The sequence below is a fragment of the Trinickia sp. genome (assembly GCF_051954495.1).
Classification (GTDB): domain Bacteria; phylum Pseudomonadota; class Gammaproteobacteria; order Burkholderiales; family Burkholderiaceae; genus Trinickia.
In genome coordinates, this window is sequence record NZ_JBQCHR010000060.1 from 50,714 (window position 1) to 69,893 (window position 19,180).

Here is a 19,180-nt window from a genome sequence, read left to right on the forward strand (position 1 = left end):
AATTCAGGTGTATTCCACCGCAACGCCGAAAGCGACTGAAAATCGTCTAAACGTACGAATAGGCGAAAAGAAAATGTAGTCGATTTCCCGAGCTCGTATTTTTCAGTAACAACATAAAGTCCGACCATATCAAGCAACTACATCATTCGCCAGCCGCACCGCCGGGGCTGGCGTCGAAGGTTAGCCCCCTACGAACACACGCAGTCGGCGCCATCACATCGCGCTGAAATACGCATGACAGCGACATTCCGCCGGTTCGTCCGCGATATTCCTCCCATCGAATATAAATTTTTCCGATCGAATTTCATCCGTCCCACATAGTTGGCGCTTTTCAGTAAAGAATGCCTATTGCCCGTTTGATTTGAGCTATCCCATAAAATAATTCGACGCGGAACTTGTAGTCAGGCTACTTATGCGCTATTACTAGCTCCGGAGTTTCGCTACATCCCGCGTGCAGCCCAGTTACCCGATTTCGTTCGTCGAGTTTTCGCGGTGGCACGCGCCGCATGACTGAGTTTCATCCGTAAGACGCTTTTTTTCGGGACCGCGGTCCCGCGCTTTCGCTCGCCCTCGCGCGGCGTATCGCGCCCCTTTGCTAAGCGGTGCAATACCGAGCCACCAATCACGGAGACAAGCCCATGCAGGCAAAACGTTTATCCCTCGCACTCGCATCCGCTGCGCTGTGTGTCTTTGCGCAATCGGCGTCGCATGCCGCCGGACCCATCGCGGACAACCCGTTCATGGACGACATGGCGCATCGTCGGGCCGACATGCTCGTGAAGCAGCTGACCCTCGACGAGAAGCTGCAGCTGATTCACTCGAAGTACCAAATGAGCGACGTGCCCGGCGGCGGCGCCGGCTACATTCAAGGCGTGCCGCGCTTGGGCATCCCCGACATCAACATGGTCGATTCGGCCACGGGCTCGGGCAGCACCGTGCAGCCGAGTACGACGTTCCCGGCGACGATCGCGCTTGCCGCGAGCTGGGATCGGTTCCTCGCGTACCGCTTCGGGGCCACCATCGCCGATCAGCTGCGTCAGCAAGGCTTTTCGATGGGGCTAGGCGGCGGGACGAATCTCGCGCGCGACCCGCGCGGCGGCCGGCTGTTCGAGTACCTCGGCGAAGACCCTGTTCTGGCCGGCGAAATGCTGGCCGCGCGCACGCGCGCGACGCAAGACCACCGCGTCATCGCGACCGTGAAACACTACGTGGGCAACGAGCAGGAAACGAATCGATTCGGTGGCAACGATACGATCGACGAACGTACGCTGCGCGAAATGTACTTGTTGCCGTTCGAGATTGCGGTCAAGCAAGGTAGGCCGGGCAACGTCATGTGCAGCTATAACAAGATCAACGGCGACTACGCGTGCGAAAACGCACACGTGCTCAACGATGTGTTGAAGGGCGACTGGCGCTTCCCCGGCCAAGTGCAATCCGACTGGGGCGCCGCCCACAGCACGGCGAAGGCGATCAACGCGGGCTTGGACGAGGAAGAAGACGTGGGCCCCACCGTGTTCCTCACGCCCGACCTCGTCAAAGAGGCGCTCAACGCGAAGCAGATCACGCCGGCGCGTCTGGACGACATGGTTCGGCGCAAGCTCTACGTCATGATTCGCACGGGCGTCATGGACGATCCCGCGAAGGGCGGGCAGACGATCGACTTCGACGCCGCGCGCCGCTTCGCGCAGCACGCCGAGGAGCAATCGATCGTACTGCTGAAGAACCAGGATCGTCAGTTGCCGCTCGATGCGTCCAGCGTGAAGCGTATCGCCGTGATCGGCGGGCATGCGGATGTCGGCGTGATCACGGGGGGCGGCTCGGGCGATACGCGCGATCCGGTGACGGGCGCATTCCCCGGCTGCGGCGGGTTGACGTTCCCGACGTCGACGGGTTGCAGCTGGTGGCCCAATCCGTGGATCAAGGTGCCGACGCCAATCGTCGCGGCCATCAAGAACCTCGCGCCGAACGCAACCGTTTCGTTCGCCGGCAGCGAAGACATGCAAAACCCGTTCAGGGCCTACACACAGCAGGAGATCGATGCGGCGGTCAACCTCGCCAAGCAATCGGACGTAGCGGTCGTCGTCGTGACGCAACCTTCCGGCGAGGATTTCGGCGAGCTCTATAGTCTTGGCTTGTCGAACCCGTCGAATCAGGATGCGCTCGTCCAGGCCGTCGCGCAGGTCAATCCGCATGTCGTCGTGGTGCTCGAAAACGGCAACCCGGTGCTGATGCCGTGGAAGGATCAGGTGTCGGCTATCGTCGAGGCTTGGTATCCGGGCGAAGGCGGCGGCAATGCAATCGCCAACGTGCTGTTCGGCAAGGTCAATCCGTCAGGCAAGCTGCCGGTCACGTTCCCGCTGCGCGATGCGGATACGCCCACTTGGAACAACGGCACCCCGGCGCAAAACCCGGTCTACTCGGAAGGCCTGAAGATCGGCTATCGCTGGTACGACGCTAAAAACATCCAGCCGATGTTCCCGTTCGGCCATGGTCTGTCGTATACGCACTTCGCGTATTCGGATCTGCGCGTGCGCCCATGCTTCGACGGATCGACGACGGTCTCCTTCGTGCTGCGAAACGACGGGCAAGTGGCCGGCGCCGAAGTGCCGCAGGTGTACCTCGGCGATCTGAACGATCCGGTGGAGCCGCCGAAGCGTCTCGTCGGATGGGAGAAGGTCAGCTTGAATCCGGGCCAAGCGCGCCGCGTCAGCCTGACGATTCCGGCGCAAATGCGTCGCGTTTGGGATACGAGCCGAAACGACTGGAAGGTGGCGAAGGGTGGCCGGTTCTATGTCGGCGCGTCGTCGCGCGACATCCGGCTGGAGCAATGACCGCCGAGGCCGCGGTCTCAGCCGAATAGGCGAGCAGTCCTGATCATCGCCCCGCTGCTGCCGCGGCAAATACCGGCCAACCGAGCGTCCCTCGGTCGGCCGGTATTTCCGTTTTGCGAGTGCGTCGGTAACGCGGGGCGGCGCCCGGGCGCAAGCGGGCGCACCGGGGGCAGAGCAGAGCGCCGGGCTCCGAGCGCAACTCGATATCCACGTTCCATGGTACTACCCGGTCGTCGCGAGAATACCGATGGTGCCGGAACTCTACCTTCGTTTTCGCAAGGATATCGGCGTCAAGCGCTTCGACGATCGGCGGAGAAAGTTCGTGCACGCGGGCGGCTTTCGGGCGGTGTCGGTCCCGTCCAAAACGTATGCCATCGATCACGGCGATGTCGCCGACGCGCTGCTCGGCTACCCGGAAATCGTGCGGCGAATGCTTGCACTGCCCGAGGCTGCGCAGTGGAGCAAGATCAATCGCATGAATCTCATCGATCTTTGGAAAATGGCCGACGATTACGAGTCGATGGTGCGCAGCCCGCATGATGCGCTGCGAGTCTTCGTCATGGTCCATTCGAAGGACAAAGCGCACAAACGCCGTGTACCAGGCAGTTATTCCGTGATCTACGGCGTAGCGATCTTCGACGGCGAGCGGGGCGGGGGTGGGAACGCGATTGTCATTGCGCATCCGCTGACGCAGCCGACCATGGGGAACGACCGTACGCGCGGCAATATGATCGCCAAGGACTTGGTAGGACTGCCCCTCGAAGATTGCGAGAACCCGCATCCGGTGGAAAGAAATCGAAATCACGAGGGCGACGGCGGTTTGTTTTGCGTGTCGCGAGCGGGCGGCGCGCGCACTTCGGCCGATACGCGAGCTTCGAGTCCCCGGCTGTCCACGGACGAAGATTGGTCGCGAAGCTCGAACCCCGTGGCAGCGCTGGCGACGGCTAAGCTCGCCACGCGGTGGGCCAATGCGATGGCGCCGCTCGACCGCGAGTTTCGTCTCTCGAAGATCGGCGAGACGCTGACCGTGTTGGCTAATCGTCAGCTGATGAAGGAGGGCCGCCTCGGGCGAACGCTGACGGTCGAGGTGACCAACGTGCGAAGCCAAACGATCGCGACCAAGTGGGGCGCCACGCCGCATGCGGCCAAGTAGCCGCTATCGGGTGCATAGAAATTGCCAATTGGGGAACGGTTCCCAGACGTCCTAGATTGAAAAATGCGGCGCACCGTACGCACGCATACGCCGGCGCGCGGCGTTCGAACTCCCCACATCGCAGGACATATCGGCCGCGCGATAGACCGCGCGGGCCCACGAAGGAGGCTCACAATGACTCAGTTGAAAGGCTCCAAGACGGAAGACAACCTCAAAGCCGCGTTCGCCGGCGAGTCGCAAGCCAACCGCCGGTATCTGTACTTCGCCGCCAAAGCCGATGTCGAAGGCCAAAACGATGTAGCCGCGTTGTTCCGCTCGACGGCGGAAGGCGAAACCGGGCACGCGCACGGACACCTCGAATATCTCGAGGCGGTGGGCGACCCCGCCACCGGTTTGCCGTTCGGGTCGTCGCGGCAGAATCTGCAAGCGGCCATCGCCGGCGAGACGCACGAATACACGGACATGTACCCCGGCATGGCGAAGACGGCCCGCGAAGAAGGCTTCGACGAAATCGCAAACTGGTTCGAGACCCTCGCCAAGGCCGAACGCAGCCACGCCAACCGATATACGAAGGCGTTGGAATCGCTGTCCGATTGAGCGGTCGATCGATCGTATTGCTCGTTTCGTATTGCTCGTTTCGTCCGCGCGATTGCGCGCCGCCCGCTCGGCCGGCGGCGCGTGCCGCCCACTCGGCGCATAGGCCATGCGTCGCGCGCGTGCCACTGCACGCGCATTCGCGCAAAGCGCGCCGTGCAACGCATGACGCGCGCCTGTCACGGAGCGTCATGCCATGCCCCACAAAGAAGGCAGTCTCGAGGCGCCCACGCGTCACCCGCTCGATTGGCAAACGCCCACCTTTTATGACCAGGCGGAGATCGATACGGAGCTCTCGCGCGTGTTCGACATCTGCGCGGGATGCCGGCGTTGCGTATCGCTGTGCGGCGCGTTTCCCACGTTGTTCGATCTGGTCGACGAGACCGATAGCGGCGAAGCGCACGACGTCGATCGCGGCGCGTATTCGAAGGTGGTCGATCAGTGCTACTTGTGCGACCTCTGTTATATGACGAAGTGTCCGTACGTTCCACCGCATCCATGGAACGTCGACTTTCCGCACCTCATGCTGCGCGCCAAGGCCGCCCGCTATCAACGCGGCGAGGTCGCGCTGCGCGACAAGCTGTTGTCGAACACCGATGCGCTCGGTCACTTCGCCGGTATTCCGATCGTCACGCAGGCGGTCAATGCCGTGAATGAAACGAAGGGCGCGCGCGCCGCGATGGAGCGCGCGCTGGGTGTCGATCGACACGCCTGGCTGCCGCCATTCGCACCGCGCAAGTTTCGTCCGCACGCGAAAGCGTCGTCCGGTGCGCCCGTGCGCGACGGCGAGCGCACGCCGGGCAAAGTCGCCGTGTATGCCACCTGCTACGTCAATTTCAACGAGCCGGGCATCGGCCACGATCTGCTCGCGGTCCTCGAACACAACGAAATACCTTACGTGCTCGTCGAGAAGGAAGCCTGCTGCGGCATGCCGTTGCTCGAACAGGGAAACCTGGCGGGCGTGGCCGCGAAGAAGGAGATCAACGTTCCCGCACTCCTTCGGTATGCGCGCGAGGGCTATGCGCTGCTCGCCGCGATCCCGAGCTGCGTGCTGATGTACAAACAGGAGTTGCCCCTGATGTTCCCCGACGACGGCGACGTTCGCGCTGTCGCCGACGCGTTTTGGGACCCGTTCGAATACTTCGTGTCGCGCCATCGAGACGGCTTGCTGAAGACGGACTTCAAGCATGCGCTCGGGACCGTGTCGTACCACGTACCGTGTCACGGGCGCGTGCAGAACCTCGGGCGCAAGACTTACGACACGCTGTCGCTGATACCCGGTACCGAGTTGAAGGTCGTCGAGCGCTGCTCGGGACACGCGGGCACCTTCGGTGTGAAGAAAGCGTTCCATCAGACGGCGATGCGCATCGGCAAGCCCGTGTTCAAAGCGATGGCCGAGCCGTCTCCCGCCTATATCGCTTCGGACTGCCAACTGGCCGGACATCACATTGCGCAAGGCATCGAAGAGGCGGGTCTTGCCGCGGCCCCGCTTGTCCATCCCCTGTCGCTTTTGCGCAAGGCCTACGGGATTTGACGCATTTCGGCATTATGCATTTGCGAGGAAACGTAAATGACCATCTCACGCGAGTCTCTGTTGACGCTCGAGGCCTACGCGAAAGTGCGTAACGAAACCCGCGCCCGCGTTATCGAACACAAGAGAAATCGGTGCGCGCAACTCGGCAATCATCTGACGATTTTGTTCGAAGATGAAACCACGATCCGGTATCAGATACAGGAAATGCTTCACATAGAAAAAATTTTCGACGAGGCGGGAATAGCTGCCGAGTTAGAGGCGTATTTACCGCTCGTGCCGGACGGCGGCAATTTCAAGGCGACGATGCAGATCGAGTATGAGAACGAGACCGAACGGCGCGCCGCGCTGGGGCGACTAATTGGTATCGAGGACCGCATATTCATCCGCGTAGGGGACGAGGCGCCTGTGTACGCAATCGCGGATGAAGACTTAGCGCGGGAAAATAGTGAAAAAACTTCCGCTGTGCATTTTTTGCGTTTCGATTTGACCGATTCCATGAAAAAAAATCTTCGCGCCGGCGCCCGTTTGGTGCTTGGCTGTGACCATCCCGGTTACCCGGTAGCCCCATGCCGCTTGGGTAGCGGGGTAGTCCGGTCGCTGCTGGAGGACCTCCAGTGAATCTGAAATGTTTGCATAGCGCAAACGATTGCGCGGGCGATTTCTTGCGCGAAATGAGAGGGCGATGAGCCTTTATGTGCGCCGAAATCGATTTGGAATCACTTCGTTACATATGCTGACATTGCGGTCCGTGAAAAATATTCTAATATGGACACCTCTCACGAAATCACAACGGAACGCATGCCCGTGACCGCGCTCGAGCGATAGTTATGCGCGGCATTTAAGCGTGGCATGATTTTTGTTACGTCGCCGCGATGGTATGCTTTCTGCACTATTTTCCCATGCACGAGCGAGAACGCCATTTGTGCGTCATCCGAGGGCAAAGCCGCACAGCCCATGTGCGATTTTGATTCGCAGTAACGAGAACAAAACAATTTGTGCAACCTGGCGGTCGTCGAGAGTGGGCCATTTCTCGTCGACCAAGTGTCGCAGCCCGGCCAGGCTGCGTGGAGAAGAACATGTTCTTTGAGGAATTGACCGACGACGAGTGGGCTCGCCTGGCGCCGTTAGCGGCGGACGAGCCCGTCCATCCGCACCGCCGCGGCCGGCCCCGCGCCGAGCCGCGTGTCGTAGCCAACGCGGTGCTTTGGATTTTGACGACCGGCGAACGCTGGTCGAAACTGCCGGCTCGATACCCGTCCGGGCCCACGTGCCGGCGGCGCTTCGACGACTGGTTGGCCGACGGCACGTTGGTCAAAATCGTCAGCATCCTGTCGGAGTTCGGGCGCACGTTCGCGTATGTGCCTCAGCCCGAAGCGGCGGCTCCCGCCGCGCCCAAGGCCGCGCCGGTGCCGGCGCCGGAATCGCCGCGGCTGCGCGGCGTGTTCTGGACGAACCCGGAATCGTGGCACGCAACGCATGCATGCATCGACTCGAACGGCTTCGATGGCGCCGGGGCCGAGAACATGGCCCATCAGGGCGTCAATGGCAAGAGCGCCGATGCGCCGACGTCCGCGGCCGCTCCCGATGGAACGAGTCATATCAATGGCACATGCGCCCATAACGCGCGCGGTGATGCGCCGTTCGCCTCCTCGCGGCGCGCGCCGCCCTCCGGCGTCGTGCTTCGCGCCAACGGCGCGGCCCCTCACGATGCCGCGTTGATCGATTCGATGGCAGTGAGCAAGCGCTCGGAAGGCTATGGCGACTATATGATTCACGCGTGCGCGCAACCCGTCGCCAAACAGATGCAACTGAGTTTTCGCGCGTCCGCCGAGATCGTCAGAGACGGGCGGCGTATCGAGCGCTCCGGCTTGATCGGCCCGCGTTTCGCCGACAACGAAAGCGCGGAGCGCTATGCGCTCGACTGGGCGCGCGATTGGATCGATCGGCACGAAGCAGCCGCGCAGGCGGTGCGCCCTGATACAGCGCAAGCTAAGCCCGCCGTCGTTCAATCGGACTCTCTGCCGGCGACCGAACGCGCGGATTGCGAGCAGGCGCCCGCGTTGGCCGCGGCGGCATCCGTGCCCGCACCCGCGCGAGCGCTCGATCCTTCCGTGATCAGCAGTCGCGCGCCCGAGTGGCTGCTGCATACGCACCCGGAAGGTCGCGGCGATGCCAAGCCGCCGGAGCTCGTCTATCACGCCTGAGGCGCGCGAGCTCGACCCTCTGCGGGAGTTGTTCCTTTTTTCCAAGCATGCTTGCAAATTTGCGCATTGCAGGCCCGCGTGCGCTCCATCTGCGCGCGCGGGCCGCATTGTGTTGCCCTTGCATGTCGCGTGTCGCGCCCGCACCGGGCGTATCGAGGCCGGGCGGAACGAGAGGTTCCGACGCCCTCGCGGTGAGCTGCCGATCAATTGGCTCAGGTTAAAGCGCATGTGGAAAGTGTGACAGGAAGTAAATCGACAAAAAAACCGTAACCACCGTGTGCCGGGTTTCTTTGCGTCTGCCACAAAAAAAACCGAAAGATTATCGGGTCATGCAACGATCGAAATTTTTAGCAATTTTGCTGCGCTTGCCGTCAGCTTTTTGTTAGCGCTTCATGAACGCTTTGCTTGGGCCTGCGCGTCTGCGGCGCGGCCCTGCCTCGCTTTTCCATTTCTTGTTGTTCTTTGAAGGGCCACCACCATGAACGTGACCATCATCGGCTGCGGCTACGTCGGCCTAGTGACGGCGGCTTGTCTCGCGGACGTCGGCAACGACGTGTGCTGCTACGACGTCGATCAGGACAAGATCGGCACCCTCGAATCGGGCGGCATCCCGATTCACGAACCCGGCTTGCATGAAATCGTCGCACGCAATAAAGCGGCTGGCCGGCTGTCGTTTACGACGGATGCGCGGCGCGCCATGACGCAACGCGAGACGATCTTCATTGCCGTCGGTACGCCGAGCGGCGAAGACGGCTCGGCCGATCTTCAGTACGTGCTCGCCGCCGCCCGCGAAATCGGCCGGCATATCGAAGGCTTCACGGTCGTCGTCGACAAGTCGACGGTGCCGGTCGGCACGGCGCGCCGCGTGCGCGAAGCCATTGCCGAGCAGCTGGCGCAACGCGGGGTCGACTCGATGTTCTCCGTCGTGTCGAATCCGGAATTCTTGAAGGAAGGGGCCGCCATCGAGGACTTCACGCGTCCCGAGCGCATCGTCGTGGGCTGTGACGACGACGTGCCCGGCGAGCGCGCGAGAGACACGATGAAGCGGCTGTACGCGCCGTATAACCGCAATCGCGAGCGCATGCTGTTCATGGACGTGCGCTCCGCCGAGTTCACGAAGTATGCCGCGAACGCCATGCTCGCCACGCGCATCTCGTTCATGAACGAGCTCGCGAATCTGGCCGAGCGCGTCGGCGCCGACATCGAGTCGGTACGCCGGGGCATCGGCTCCGATCCGCGCATCGGCTATCACTTCCTCTACGCGGGCTGCGGCTATGGCGGCTCGTGTTTCCCGAAGGATGTGCGCGCGCTGATGCAGACGGCCAACGAGCAAGGGCATTCGCTGCGCATTCTCGATGCGGTGTCCGAAGTCAATGCCGCCCAGAAGCAAGTGCTCGTCAACAAGATCGTCGCGCGCTTCGGCGAAGACTTGAGCGAACGCGTATTCGGCGTGTGGGGCCTGGCGTTCAAGCCCGGCACCGACGATATGCGCGAGGCGCCGAGCCGTGTGGTGATCGCGGCGCTGCTCCGGCGCGGCGCGCGCGTGATCGCGTACGATCCCGTTTCGATGAAGGAAGCGAAGCGCGCCTTCGCGGCCGATCTGCGCGGCGAGCCCGATGCGCTCGCACGCCTGACCCTCGTCGACGACCAGATGGACGTGGCGGCGCACGCCGATGCGCTCGTCGTGATGACGGAATGGAAGGCGTTCAAGAGCCCGGACTTCGACAGTTTGAAGGCGCGCTTGAAGCAGCCCGTCATCTTCGACGGACGCAACCTCTACGAGCCGCTGGCGATGGACGAGGCCGGCATCGAGTACCACTCGATCGGGCGGCCGCGTAGCGGCGCCGCCACGGCCGAGGACGCGCGCGCGCTCGGCGCCGCCAATGCCGACGTGTCCTTCGGCTGAGGTGAGCGTTTCCGGGAAGGCCTGAGCGTTGCTGGTTCCGTTCGGCACGGAACCGGCGCCCGCATCGAATTGAGCGGGCGGGGGCGCGACACGTGTATCATCGCCCCCGCGCCGCTCAATACCCGATCAGTCCCCCCAATTACGATGTCAGTTGCCGAACTCAAGCGCCGCCGCACGTTCGCGGTCATTTCCCACCCCGACGCGGGGAAAACCACGCTCACCGAAAAGCTGCTGCTGTTTTCGGGCGCGATTCAAATCGCGGGTACCGTCAAGGGTCGGAAGAGCAATCGCTACGCGACATCCGACTGGATGGAGATCGAGAAGCAGCGGGGCATCTCGGTGGCCAGCTCGGTCATGCAGTTCGAATACGGCGACGCCGTCATCAATCTGCTCGATACGCCGGGGCACGAGGATTTCTCTGAAGATACCTACCGTGTGCTGACCGCCGTCGATGCGGCCGTCATGGTCATCGACGGGGCCAACGGCGTCGAAGCGCAGACGCTCAAGCTGCTCGAGGTGTGCCGCAGCCGCCGCACACCGATCGTCACCTTCATCAACAAGCTCGACCGCGAAGTGCGCGCGCCGCTCGATCTGCTCGACGAAATCGAACAGCATCTGGGCGTGTCGGCCGTGCCGTTCACCTGGCCCATTGGCATGGGCAAGGAATTCCAGGGCGTCTACGACATCATCCGCGATCAGGTGCGCGTGTTCAGGGCGGGGCAGGACACGGCGGGTGGCGAAGTGGAAACCTTGTCCGCGCTCGACAATGACGAGGGCGAACGACGTTTCGGTTTTGCGTGGACGAAGGCGAAGGAAGAAATCGACCTGATCTGCGCGGCCACGCCGTCGTTCGATCGCGAAGCGTTCTTGGCCGGTCAGCAATCGCCGGTGCTGTTCGGTTCGGCGATCAACAACTTCGGCGTGAAGGAAATTCTCGATGCGCTCGTCGAGCTGGCGCCGCCGCCTTCCGCGCGCATGGCCGTGCAACGGCCCGTGCAGCCGGACGAGCCGAAATTCACGGGCGTCGTGTTCAAGGTGCAGGCCAACATGGACCTCGCGCACCGCGACCGCGTCGCGTTCATTCGCGTTTGCTCGGGACGATTCGAGCGCGGCATGGCGCTGAAGGTCACGCGATCGGGCAAGACGTTCCGCGCCAACAACGTCGTGACGTTCCTATCGCAACGCCGCGAGACGGTGAGCGAGGCATATCCGGGCGACATCATCGGCATTCCGAATCACGGCACGTTGAGCCTGGGCGATACGCTGACCGAAGGCGAAATGCTGCAGTTCGTCGGCCTGCCGTTTTTCGCGCCTGAAATCTTTCAGACGGTCGAAGTGGTCGATCCGATGCGGGCCAAGCAGCTGGGCGAAGCGCTCAAGCAACTGGGCGAGGAAGGCGCGATTCAGGTCTTCAGGCCTGCGCACGGCGGCTCGATCATTCTCGGGGCGGTGGGACAGCTGCAGTTCGAAGTGGTGTCGCACCGATTGTCGGCCGAGTACAAGGTCGACGTGCGGATCATGCCGGCGCGCTATCGCATGTCGCGCTGGGTGACGTGCAGCGATCCGGCCGAGCTGCGCCGTTTCACCGACGCCTACGCAGCGCGCATGGCGCTCGACGCGGCCAACGCGCCGACTTATCTCGCCTCGCACATATCGGAGATCGAGGTCGCGCAAAAGGCCTGGCCGAACATCGTGTTCAACGAACTGCGCGAGCACTCCGGCGCGCCGTTTAAGAAGAATATGTAGGGACTATCCGCACCGCGCCGGGGTAGGCCATCTCCGGCCCACCGGGCTCGGCGCGCCCGCTACCCCATTCGATCCGGAAGGTTCGCGGCGAGCGCATCGACCGCGAGCCGTACTCGCAACGGCAAGTGCGGCGTCTGCAACCAAAGCGCGTAGGCGTCGTAGAGAAACTCACGGCGGTCCGGCAGCAGCCGCTCGAGCGTCCCATTCCGAAGCCGCTCGCTCACGAGCCACGACGGCACCCACGCGAGCCCCATACCGTTCGCCGCCGCATCGGCGATGGCGTCGAGATCGTCGAGCCGTATGCGGCTGGAGGGCATGACCTCCTCGACCATACCGTCTTCACACGGAAACAGCCACGGGCGAACGCGGCCCGAGCGTCGATACACGACGGCTTGATGGCGCGATAGCGATTCGATGCTGGACGGCACGCCGTACGATTTCAAATACGACGGCGCCGCGCAAACGACCATCCTTTGCCGCGCGACGCGTCGCGCGACCACGCCCGCCTTGTCTTCCAGATCGCCGGTGCGAATCGCCAAGTCGTAATCGCCCTCCGCCAAGTCGACGAAGCGGTCGTTGAACGACAGATCCAGTTCGAGCGAGGGATACCGGTTCGCCAGCTCGAGCAGAATCGGCGCGACGCAGCGCCGGCCGAAATGAACCGGCATGGTCACGCGCAGCTTGCCGCGTGGCTCCGACAACTGATCGGACGCCAGCGCCTCTGCGGCGTCCGCTTCCGCGAGCACGATGCGGCAGCGCTCGTAAAACGCGCGGCCGAATTCCGTCAGGCTTTGACGGCGCGTCGTGCGTGCGAGGAGGCTCACGCCAAGCCGCGTTTCCAAAAAGCGCACATGTTTGCCCACCATCGGCGCCGATAGATCGAGCGCGTCGGCCGCGGCCGCGAATGACCCGAGATCGACGGCTTTGACGAACACGGCCATGCTGGTTAGGCGATCCATGATTCGAAACCCCTAGTTTCTTGTGTTTTTCCGAGAAGCGATTTTTCAGGAAGAAATACGCGGGCATAGTGTATTCAATTCAACGACTTTCGACTGAGGCGAATATGGCAGCAGATGCAATGACTACCCGGGTCGTTCGTTTTCGTGAATACGGCGGCCCGGACGTGCTGCGCCTCGAGACGGTACCGTTGTCGCCACCCGCGCCGGGCGAAGTGCAAATCCGCGTGAAGGCGCTGGGCCTTAATCGCGCCGAAGCCTTGCTGCGCCGGGGCACGTATATCGAATCGGCAACGTTCCCGTCTGGCTTGGGGCTCGAGGCCGCGGGCGCCGTCGAGGCGGTAGGCGAGGGGGTGGCGGGTTTCGCGCCCGGCGATGCCGTGAGCGTCATTCCACCGATTTCCATGGTGCGCTGGCCCGCCTACGGCGAGCGGGTGACGTTTCCAGCGGATCACGTCGTCAAGCACCCGGCGTCGCTGAGCTGGCAGGAAGCGGCGGCCGTTTGGATGGCCAATCTGACCGCCTACGGCGCACTGATCGACATCGCTAAGCTGACGAAGGGCGAGTTCGTCGTCGTGATGGCGGCGTCGAGCAGCGTAGGCCTCGCGGCGATTCAAATCGCCAATGCGGTCGGCGCGATTCCTATCGCCGTCACGCGCTCATCCGCTAAGAAAATGGCGTTGTTCGAACACGGCGCGGCCCATGTAGTGGCGTCCAGTGAAGAGGATCTAGCCGCTCGCCTGCGAGAGATCGCGGGAGAATCCGGCGTGCGCGTCGTGCTCGACCCAGTCGCCGGCCCACTCTTCGAACCGTTGACCGCCGCGATGTCGCCCGCGGGGATGCTCGTCGAATACGGCGGTTTAAGCGATCAACCCACGCCGTTTCCGTTGTCCGCTGTCCTGAGCAAAACGTTGACGCTGCGCGGGTATCTGGTCCACGAGATCATCAGCAGTCCTGCACGGCTGCACGCCGCGAAAACGTTCGTGCTTGACGGCCTCGCTTCGGGCGCGTTGAGGCCAGTGATTGCGAAGACGTTTGCATTCGACGACATCGTCGACGCTCATCGCTACTTGGAGTCGAACGAGCAGATGGGGAAGATCGTCGTGACGGTATGACCGGGCGCGCGGTTGCGTTGTGACCGCGCATCCCTCGACGAAAGTCACTTTTTCTCGCTGAACATTGTTATGTCGCAATATAAGTTTTATGCGCATAACACTCAGCCCTTGTGGCATGGCCTCAGCCCCTATGGCATCCCCGCTGCGCCGTCAGTGCGGGGCCGCAGTGTTGGAGCCAGCTGGGTTCACTGTCTCTTGACCTTGCGCCCACGACTGCGCGGCGCCGCCCATCGCGGCAAACCATTGCGCTGTGTCCACGTATCGCTGTCCCTTCGCCCGTGCATAACCCAACCGCGCCTGGGCATAGAGGCGTTGCGCTTGCAGCACCTCGACGAGGCTTGCCGTGCCGACGCGATAGCTTTCCCGCTGCAGGGCGAGCGATGCTTGCGCCGTCTCGAGCGCCGTGCGCTGCGCGGCAAGTTCGTCCGCGTCGTGCTGGAGGGCTCGCAGCGTATCGGCGACCTGACCGAACGCCTGCAAGACGGTCTGCCGATAGATGCCCAGTTGCGCGTCGAACGCGTCGACGGCGGCCTGCTTCTGCGCATTGAGAGCGCCTCCGTGAAAGAGCGGCGCTGTCAGCGCCGCCGCAACGGCCCACAAGCCGTTCGCCGAATCGAAAAGCGGGCCCATCGATGCGGCCGTCTGCGTCCAAGCCGCGCTCAATGTGATGTTCGGATACAGCTGCGCCGTGGCGATGCCGATCGCGGCGCTGGCGGCATGCAGCTGCGATTGCGCGGCGCCGACGTCGGGGCGCGACGCGAGCCAGACGGAAGGCAGCGCAACCGGGATATCGGCTGGTAGCGTCAGCATGTCGAAGTCGAACGCCGGCGCCTGCCACTGCGTGGGGGTCTTGCCGACGAGGATGGAGAGCGCGTGGTCGGCCACGCTCAACTGCTGCTCCAGAGGGGGCGACAGGGCAAGGTCGGCCGCGAGCTGGCTGCGCGCGGCCAGCACATCGGTCATCGCGGCTTTTCCAACTTCTCGCTCGATGGCGACCAGGTCGACGTTGCGCCGATCGGCCGCGATGATGTCGGCCACGGCGCGAAGCTGCTCGCGCGCGCCGGCCGAAGTGAGCGCTTGCGTCACCGTGTTGCCGGTCAGCGTCAAATACGTGGCCGCGAGCTGGTATCGCTGGTAGTCGGCCAACGCAGTTTGCGCTTCGATCTGGCGGCGCGTACCGCCGAATAGGTCGAGCGCGTAGCTGACAGATGGGCCGATGGTCAGGAGGTTGGAGGTTGTATGGCCGCGGCCGCCGCCCGTGGTTCGAGCCCGATCGCGTTGCGCGCTCGCTTCGACGTCGACCTGCGGATAAAGGCCGCCGCGCGCGACGCGTATCGCTTGTTGCGCTTGCGCGAGCGTCGCGCGCGCGGTGTCGAGGGTGGGGCTATCGGCGATGGCGAGCGCGACCGTGTCGTCCAGCGCCGTCGAACGGAATGCGGCCCACCAGTGAGGGTCGGGCGGCGCGCCCCATTGCAGATGCTGGGCGATGTCGCTTCGGCCTGCCGTGGGCAGCGCGCTGGGTTCCACCACGTATCCGCTCGCCGACGGCGGCGTCGGTGGCGTGAAGTTGGGGCCGACGGCGCATCCCTCGAGTACGGCAAGGGCCGTTCCCATTGCCGCTGCCGCACAGGCCATCGCGCGGGGAGCGGCGCGCCGCCGTGTCCATCGTTGCCTCGCGCGTGCGCAGGCGCCTGTCATGTCGTCATTCATAGCGTAGCGCCTCGATGGGGTCGAGCCGCGAGGCCTTCTTGGCCGGGTAGTAGCCGAAGAAGACGCCGACAGCCGCCGAAAACGCAAAGCCGCCGACGATGGCGGCGGGCGAGAGCACGGTGGGCCAGCGGGCGATCAGGGTGATGAGTTCGGACACCGCGATCCCGAAAGCAATGCCGCCGATGCCGCCGGTCACGCTGAGGAACACCGCTTCGACGAGAAACTGCAGCAGCACGTGCAGCCGTCGCGCGCCGATGGCCATGCGCAGCCCGATCTCGCGCGTGCGTTCGGTGACCGAGACCAGCAGGATGTTCATGATGCCGATGCCCCCGACGAGCAGCGAGATCGAGGCGATCGCGGCCAGCAAGATCGCCATGACACGGCTGCTGCCTTCGGCGGTCTGCGCGATCTGGCTCAGGTTGCGCACGGCGAAGTCGTTGTCGTCGGACGGCCGGAGGCGATGTCTGCGGCGCAGGGTGTCGGTCACCTGTGCGATGGCGGCGCGCACGAGTTGCGGGCTCGTGGCCTGAACGTAGATCTGGTTGACGTAGCCGGTCAGACGCGGCGGCGTGCCGTACGGATTAGGGACCGGCGGAAAGTAAGGGTTCGCGCTCGATTGCGCTTGGCTTGGCACGGCCACGCCTAGGACTTTGCGCTCGGCGCTGCTGAACGGGATGATGACAACGTCGTCCTGGTCTTGGCCGAAGGCCGTTTGTCCTTTGGCCGCCAGCAGCCCGACCACGCGAACCGCCGACCCTTTGATCAGGATCGTCGCGCCAACGGGGTTTTCGCCGGCCGAGAAAAGCTGCTGATAAACCGTTTGCCCGATTAGCGCCACCATGGCCGCGTCGCGGTCGTCGTCCTCGTCCACGGCGCGGCCCGAGGCCATGTGCCAGCCTGTCGTGACGAGGTAGGCAGGCGCGATGCCTTGTACGCTCGTCGACCAATTGCGCCCGCCGTATTCCACCTGGCCTAGTTGCCGGATCAGGTAGCTGACCGCTCCGACGGCTGGGTCTTCGCGCTTGAGCGCGCGCGCATCGTCGACGGTCAGCGTCGACGCGCTGCCCGAGCCCGCGCGCACGCCCGTGGCGGTGGTCGCGCCCGGCACGACGACGAGCAGATTGGTGCCGAGGCTCTCGATCTGCTTGCGCACGGCTTCGTTCGCGCCTTGTCCGATCGCGACCATGGCGATCAGCGCGGCGACGCCGATGAATACGCCGAGCACGGTCAACGCCGAGCGCATCTTGTTGCGCCAGAGCGCGAGCGCAGCGGCGGACAGGGTCATCTTGGCGAAGCCCGCATGGGCGGCTCGGGCGGGCCGCAGTGCCGGGGACGATTGACCACCGAGGGCGGGCGTGGGCGTCGCCGTTGCGCTAGCTTCTTCCGGAGCTGGTGTCCTGCGTTCGTCCGACACGATCCGGCCGTCGCGCATGGTCACGGTGCGGTCCGTGAAGCCGGCGATATCGGGCTCGTGCGTGACGACGACGATGGTCACGCCTTGTTCGCGATTGAGCGTGCGCAGCATCGCCATGATTTCCTGAGACGTGCGCGTATCGAGGTTGCCGGTCGGTTCGTCGGCCAGCAAGATGCTCGGGCGCCCGATCAACGCCCGCGCGATCGCCACGCGTTGCTGCTGGCCGCCCGACAGCTGGCTGGGCCAATTGCCCTCGCGCGCAGACAAGCCGACGAAGCGCAACGCCTCGCGGGCTCGGGCGAGGCGTTCGGCATGACCGGCCGGCCCGTCGACGCAGTAGAACAGCGGCAATGCGACGTTTTCCAGAGCGCTCGTGCGCGCCAGCAAGTTGAAGCTTTGGAAGACGAAGCCGATGCGGCTGCTCCGAATCAGCGCGAGTTCGGGTTCGGCGAGCCTCGCCGTGTCGGCGCCTTCCAGCACGTAGCGGCCCGCGCTCGGCCGATCGAGGCAGCCGAGCACGTTCATCAGCGTCGATTTGCCCGAACCCGACGCGCCCATCACGGCAATGAACTCGCCGCGCTCGATCGTCAAGCTGACGTCGTCGAGCGCGCGCAACTCGGTTCCGCCCGCGGCATAGATTTTTGTCGCATTCGTCAGCTCGACCACGACATCGGGCATAAATGCCTCCTCGACTCACGCGCGAAGACGCGGCGCGGCAACCGTCGTCGCGTTCGCGCGGCCGGCCGTTTCGCCCACGATGACCGCATCGCCCTCGTGCAGCTCACCGCCGGTTATTTCGGAGTACGAATCATCGTCGAGACCGATCGTTACCTCGACCGCCAGCGGGCGTCCCTTGCGCAGCACCCAGACGCGCGCATGGCCGGCGCGCAGCGCCGGCTGCGGCGTCGCCTGCGAGGGGGTAAAACGCAGCGCCTGGTCGGGCATGCGCAGCGCTTGTTTGCGTGTCGCGATGACGATTCGGGCGGTCGCGGTCATGCCGGGCTTCAAGCTCAGGTCGGTGTTCTGCGCACCGATCACCACGTCGTACGTGACGACGTTTTGCACGGTTTGCGGCGCTTGTCGCACTTGCACGACGCGCCCCGCGAATTGCCGCTTGGGAAATGCCTCGACCGTAAACGTGGCTTCGGTGTCTTCTCGAAGGTCCCCGATGTCGCTTTCGCTGACGTTCGTGTCGACTTGCATCTGCGTGAGATCGGCGGCGATCAAAAAGAGCGTCGGCGTCTGAAAGCTTGCGGCGACGGTCTGCCCGATGGTGACGTTGCGCGAGACGACCGTACCGTCGACGGGCGAGACGATGTTCGTGTAGCCCAGATTGACCTCGGCCGTGCGTAGTGCGGCGGCCCGCTGCTCGATCGCCGCGGCGTCGACGGCCACTTGCGCGCGCGCTTGGTCATAGGCGCTGCGTGCGCTGTCGGCGGCGTCTTGCGACACGATGCCGTGTTGCAGCAGCTGTGCGTCGCGCTCGAAAGCGCGTTTCGCATACGCGAGCAGGGCGCGGTCTTTGGCGATTTGCGCCTGTGCATTGTCGAGTTCGGCACGCGCTTGGTCGACGAGCGTTTGATAGGGGCGCGGGTCGATCTTCGCGCAAAGCTGTCCCTTGCGCACGCGCGTGTTGAAGTCGCAATACTGCTGTTGAATGACGCCCGACACGTAGCTGCCGACGATGATCGTCAGCACGGGATTGACTGTGCCCGTCGCATTGATCGTATGGGAAATGTCGCCGCGCGTGATCGGCAGGGTGAGGTACTGCGGCGGACCGGGGCGCGTGAGGCGCCACGCGCCGACGGCCAGCGCGAGGGCGACGAGCAATGCCGCCGCGGCCAGATAGGCGGCCTTCGCGAAGGGCATCTTCGCCACTCGGTTTCTCCTTCTCGACGGCCGGCTGGCTTCACGGCGGCGGCAATCGTCGATTGCCGGCACGATCGGCGCCGCAGGTCCAATGCGGCCATCATCGACGCGCCGACGCTGCGTCGGCTTGACGAGCGTCAACGATTGT

At 63.9% G+C, this 19,180-nt stretch carries 13 protein-coding genes; 9 read left to right on the forward strand and 4 right to left on the reverse strand.

Annotated elements, in window-relative coordinates:
• The first annotated feature begins 638 nt into the window (after window positions 1-638).
• From ACTHNR_RS09320 to ACTHNR_RS09355, 8 genes are all read left to right on the forward strand, one after another.
• Window positions 639-2,831: a beta-glucosidase family protein gene (locus ACTHNR_RS09320; protein WP_440547293.1), complete on the forward strand. Its 2,193-nt coding sequence runs from the start codon at window positions 639-641 to the stop codon at window positions 2,829-2,831.
• 247 nt (window positions 2,832-3,078) lie between these two features.
• Window positions 3,079-3,984, forward strand: a complete 906-nt coding sequence (locus ACTHNR_RS09325; protein ID WP_440547294.1) for a hypothetical protein — start codon at window positions 3,079-3,081, stop codon at window positions 3,982-3,984.
• A 174-nt stretch (window positions 3,985-4,158) separates the two neighbouring features.
• Window positions 4,159-4,581 (forward strand): rubrerythrin family protein, encoded by a 423-nt coding sequence (locus ACTHNR_RS09330; protein ID WP_440547295.1) that lies wholly within the window; start codon window positions 4,159-4,161, stop codon window positions 4,579-4,581.
• A gap of 193 nt (window positions 4,582-4,774) precedes the next feature.
• Window positions 4,775-6,112: a heterodisulfide reductase-related iron-sulfur binding cluster gene (locus ACTHNR_RS09335; RefSeq protein ID WP_440547296.1), complete on the forward strand. Its 1,338-nt coding sequence runs from the start codon at window positions 4,775-4,777 to the stop codon at window positions 6,110-6,112.
• 36 nt (window positions 6,113-6,148) lie between these two features.
• Window positions 6,149-6,730: a DUF3501 family protein gene (locus ACTHNR_RS09340; RefSeq protein WP_440547297.1), complete on the forward strand. Its 582-nt coding sequence runs from the start codon at window positions 6,149-6,151 to the stop codon at window positions 6,728-6,730.
• Window positions 6,731-7,188: 458 nt separating this feature from the next.
• Window positions 7,189-8,316: a transposase gene (locus ACTHNR_RS09345; protein ID WP_440547298.1), complete on the forward strand. Its 1,128-nt coding sequence runs from the start codon at window positions 7,189-7,191 to the stop codon at window positions 8,314-8,316.
• A 478-nt stretch (window positions 8,317-8,794) separates the two neighbouring features.
• Complete coding sequence (locus ACTHNR_RS09350; RefSeq protein WP_440547300.1) at window positions 8,795-10,222, forward strand: UDP-glucose dehydrogenase family protein; 1,428 nt, start codon at window positions 8,795-8,797, stop codon at window positions 10,220-10,222.
• A gap of 144 nt (window positions 10,223-10,366) precedes the next feature.
• Window positions 10,367-11,968 carry a peptide chain release factor 3 gene (locus tag ACTHNR_RS09355; protein WP_440547301.1) on the forward strand — a complete coding sequence of 534 codons (1,602 nt, stop codon included), beginning with the start codon at window positions 10,367-10,369 and terminating at the stop codon, window positions 11,966-11,968.
• A gap of 59 nt (window positions 11,969-12,027) precedes the next feature.
• On the opposite strand, the gene ACTHNR_RS09360 is transcribed toward ACTHNR_RS09355, so the two are convergent.
• A complete protein-coding gene (locus ACTHNR_RS09360) occupies window positions 12,028-12,927 on the reverse strand; it encodes a LysR family transcriptional regulator (RefSeq protein WP_440547302.1) in 900 nt (299 codons plus the stop codon).
• Window positions 12,928-13,046: 119 nt separating this feature from the next.
• Between ACTHNR_RS09360 and ACTHNR_RS09365 the strand changes: the two genes are divergently transcribed.
• Complete coding sequence (locus tag ACTHNR_RS09365) at window positions 13,047-14,039, forward strand: zinc-dependent alcohol dehydrogenase family protein (RefSeq protein WP_440547303.1); 993 nt, start codon at window positions 13,047-13,049, stop codon at window positions 14,037-14,039.
• A 150-nt stretch (window positions 14,040-14,189) separates the two neighbouring features.
• On the opposite strand, the gene ACTHNR_RS09370 is transcribed toward ACTHNR_RS09365, so the two are convergent.
• From ACTHNR_RS09370 to ACTHNR_RS09380, 3 genes are all read right to left on the reverse strand, one after another.
• Window positions 14,190-15,653: an efflux transporter outer membrane subunit gene (locus ACTHNR_RS09370; protein ID WP_440547304.1), complete on the reverse strand. Its 1,464-nt coding sequence runs from the start codon at window positions 15,651-15,653 to the stop codon at window positions 14,190-14,192.
• An 88-nt stretch (window positions 15,654-15,741) separates the two neighbouring features.
• Window positions 15,742-17,841, reverse strand: a complete 2,100-nt coding sequence (locus ACTHNR_RS09375; protein WP_440547305.1) for an ABC transporter permease — start codon at window positions 17,839-17,841, stop codon at window positions 15,742-15,744.
• Between the two features lie 15 nt (window positions 17,842-17,856).
• Window positions 17,857-19,032 carry an efflux RND transporter periplasmic adaptor subunit gene (locus ACTHNR_RS09380; protein WP_440547316.1) on the reverse strand — a complete coding sequence of 392 codons (1,176 nt, stop codon included), beginning with the start codon at window positions 19,030-19,032 and terminating at the stop codon, window positions 17,857-17,859.
• Window positions 19,033-19,180: the final 148 nt, after the last annotated feature.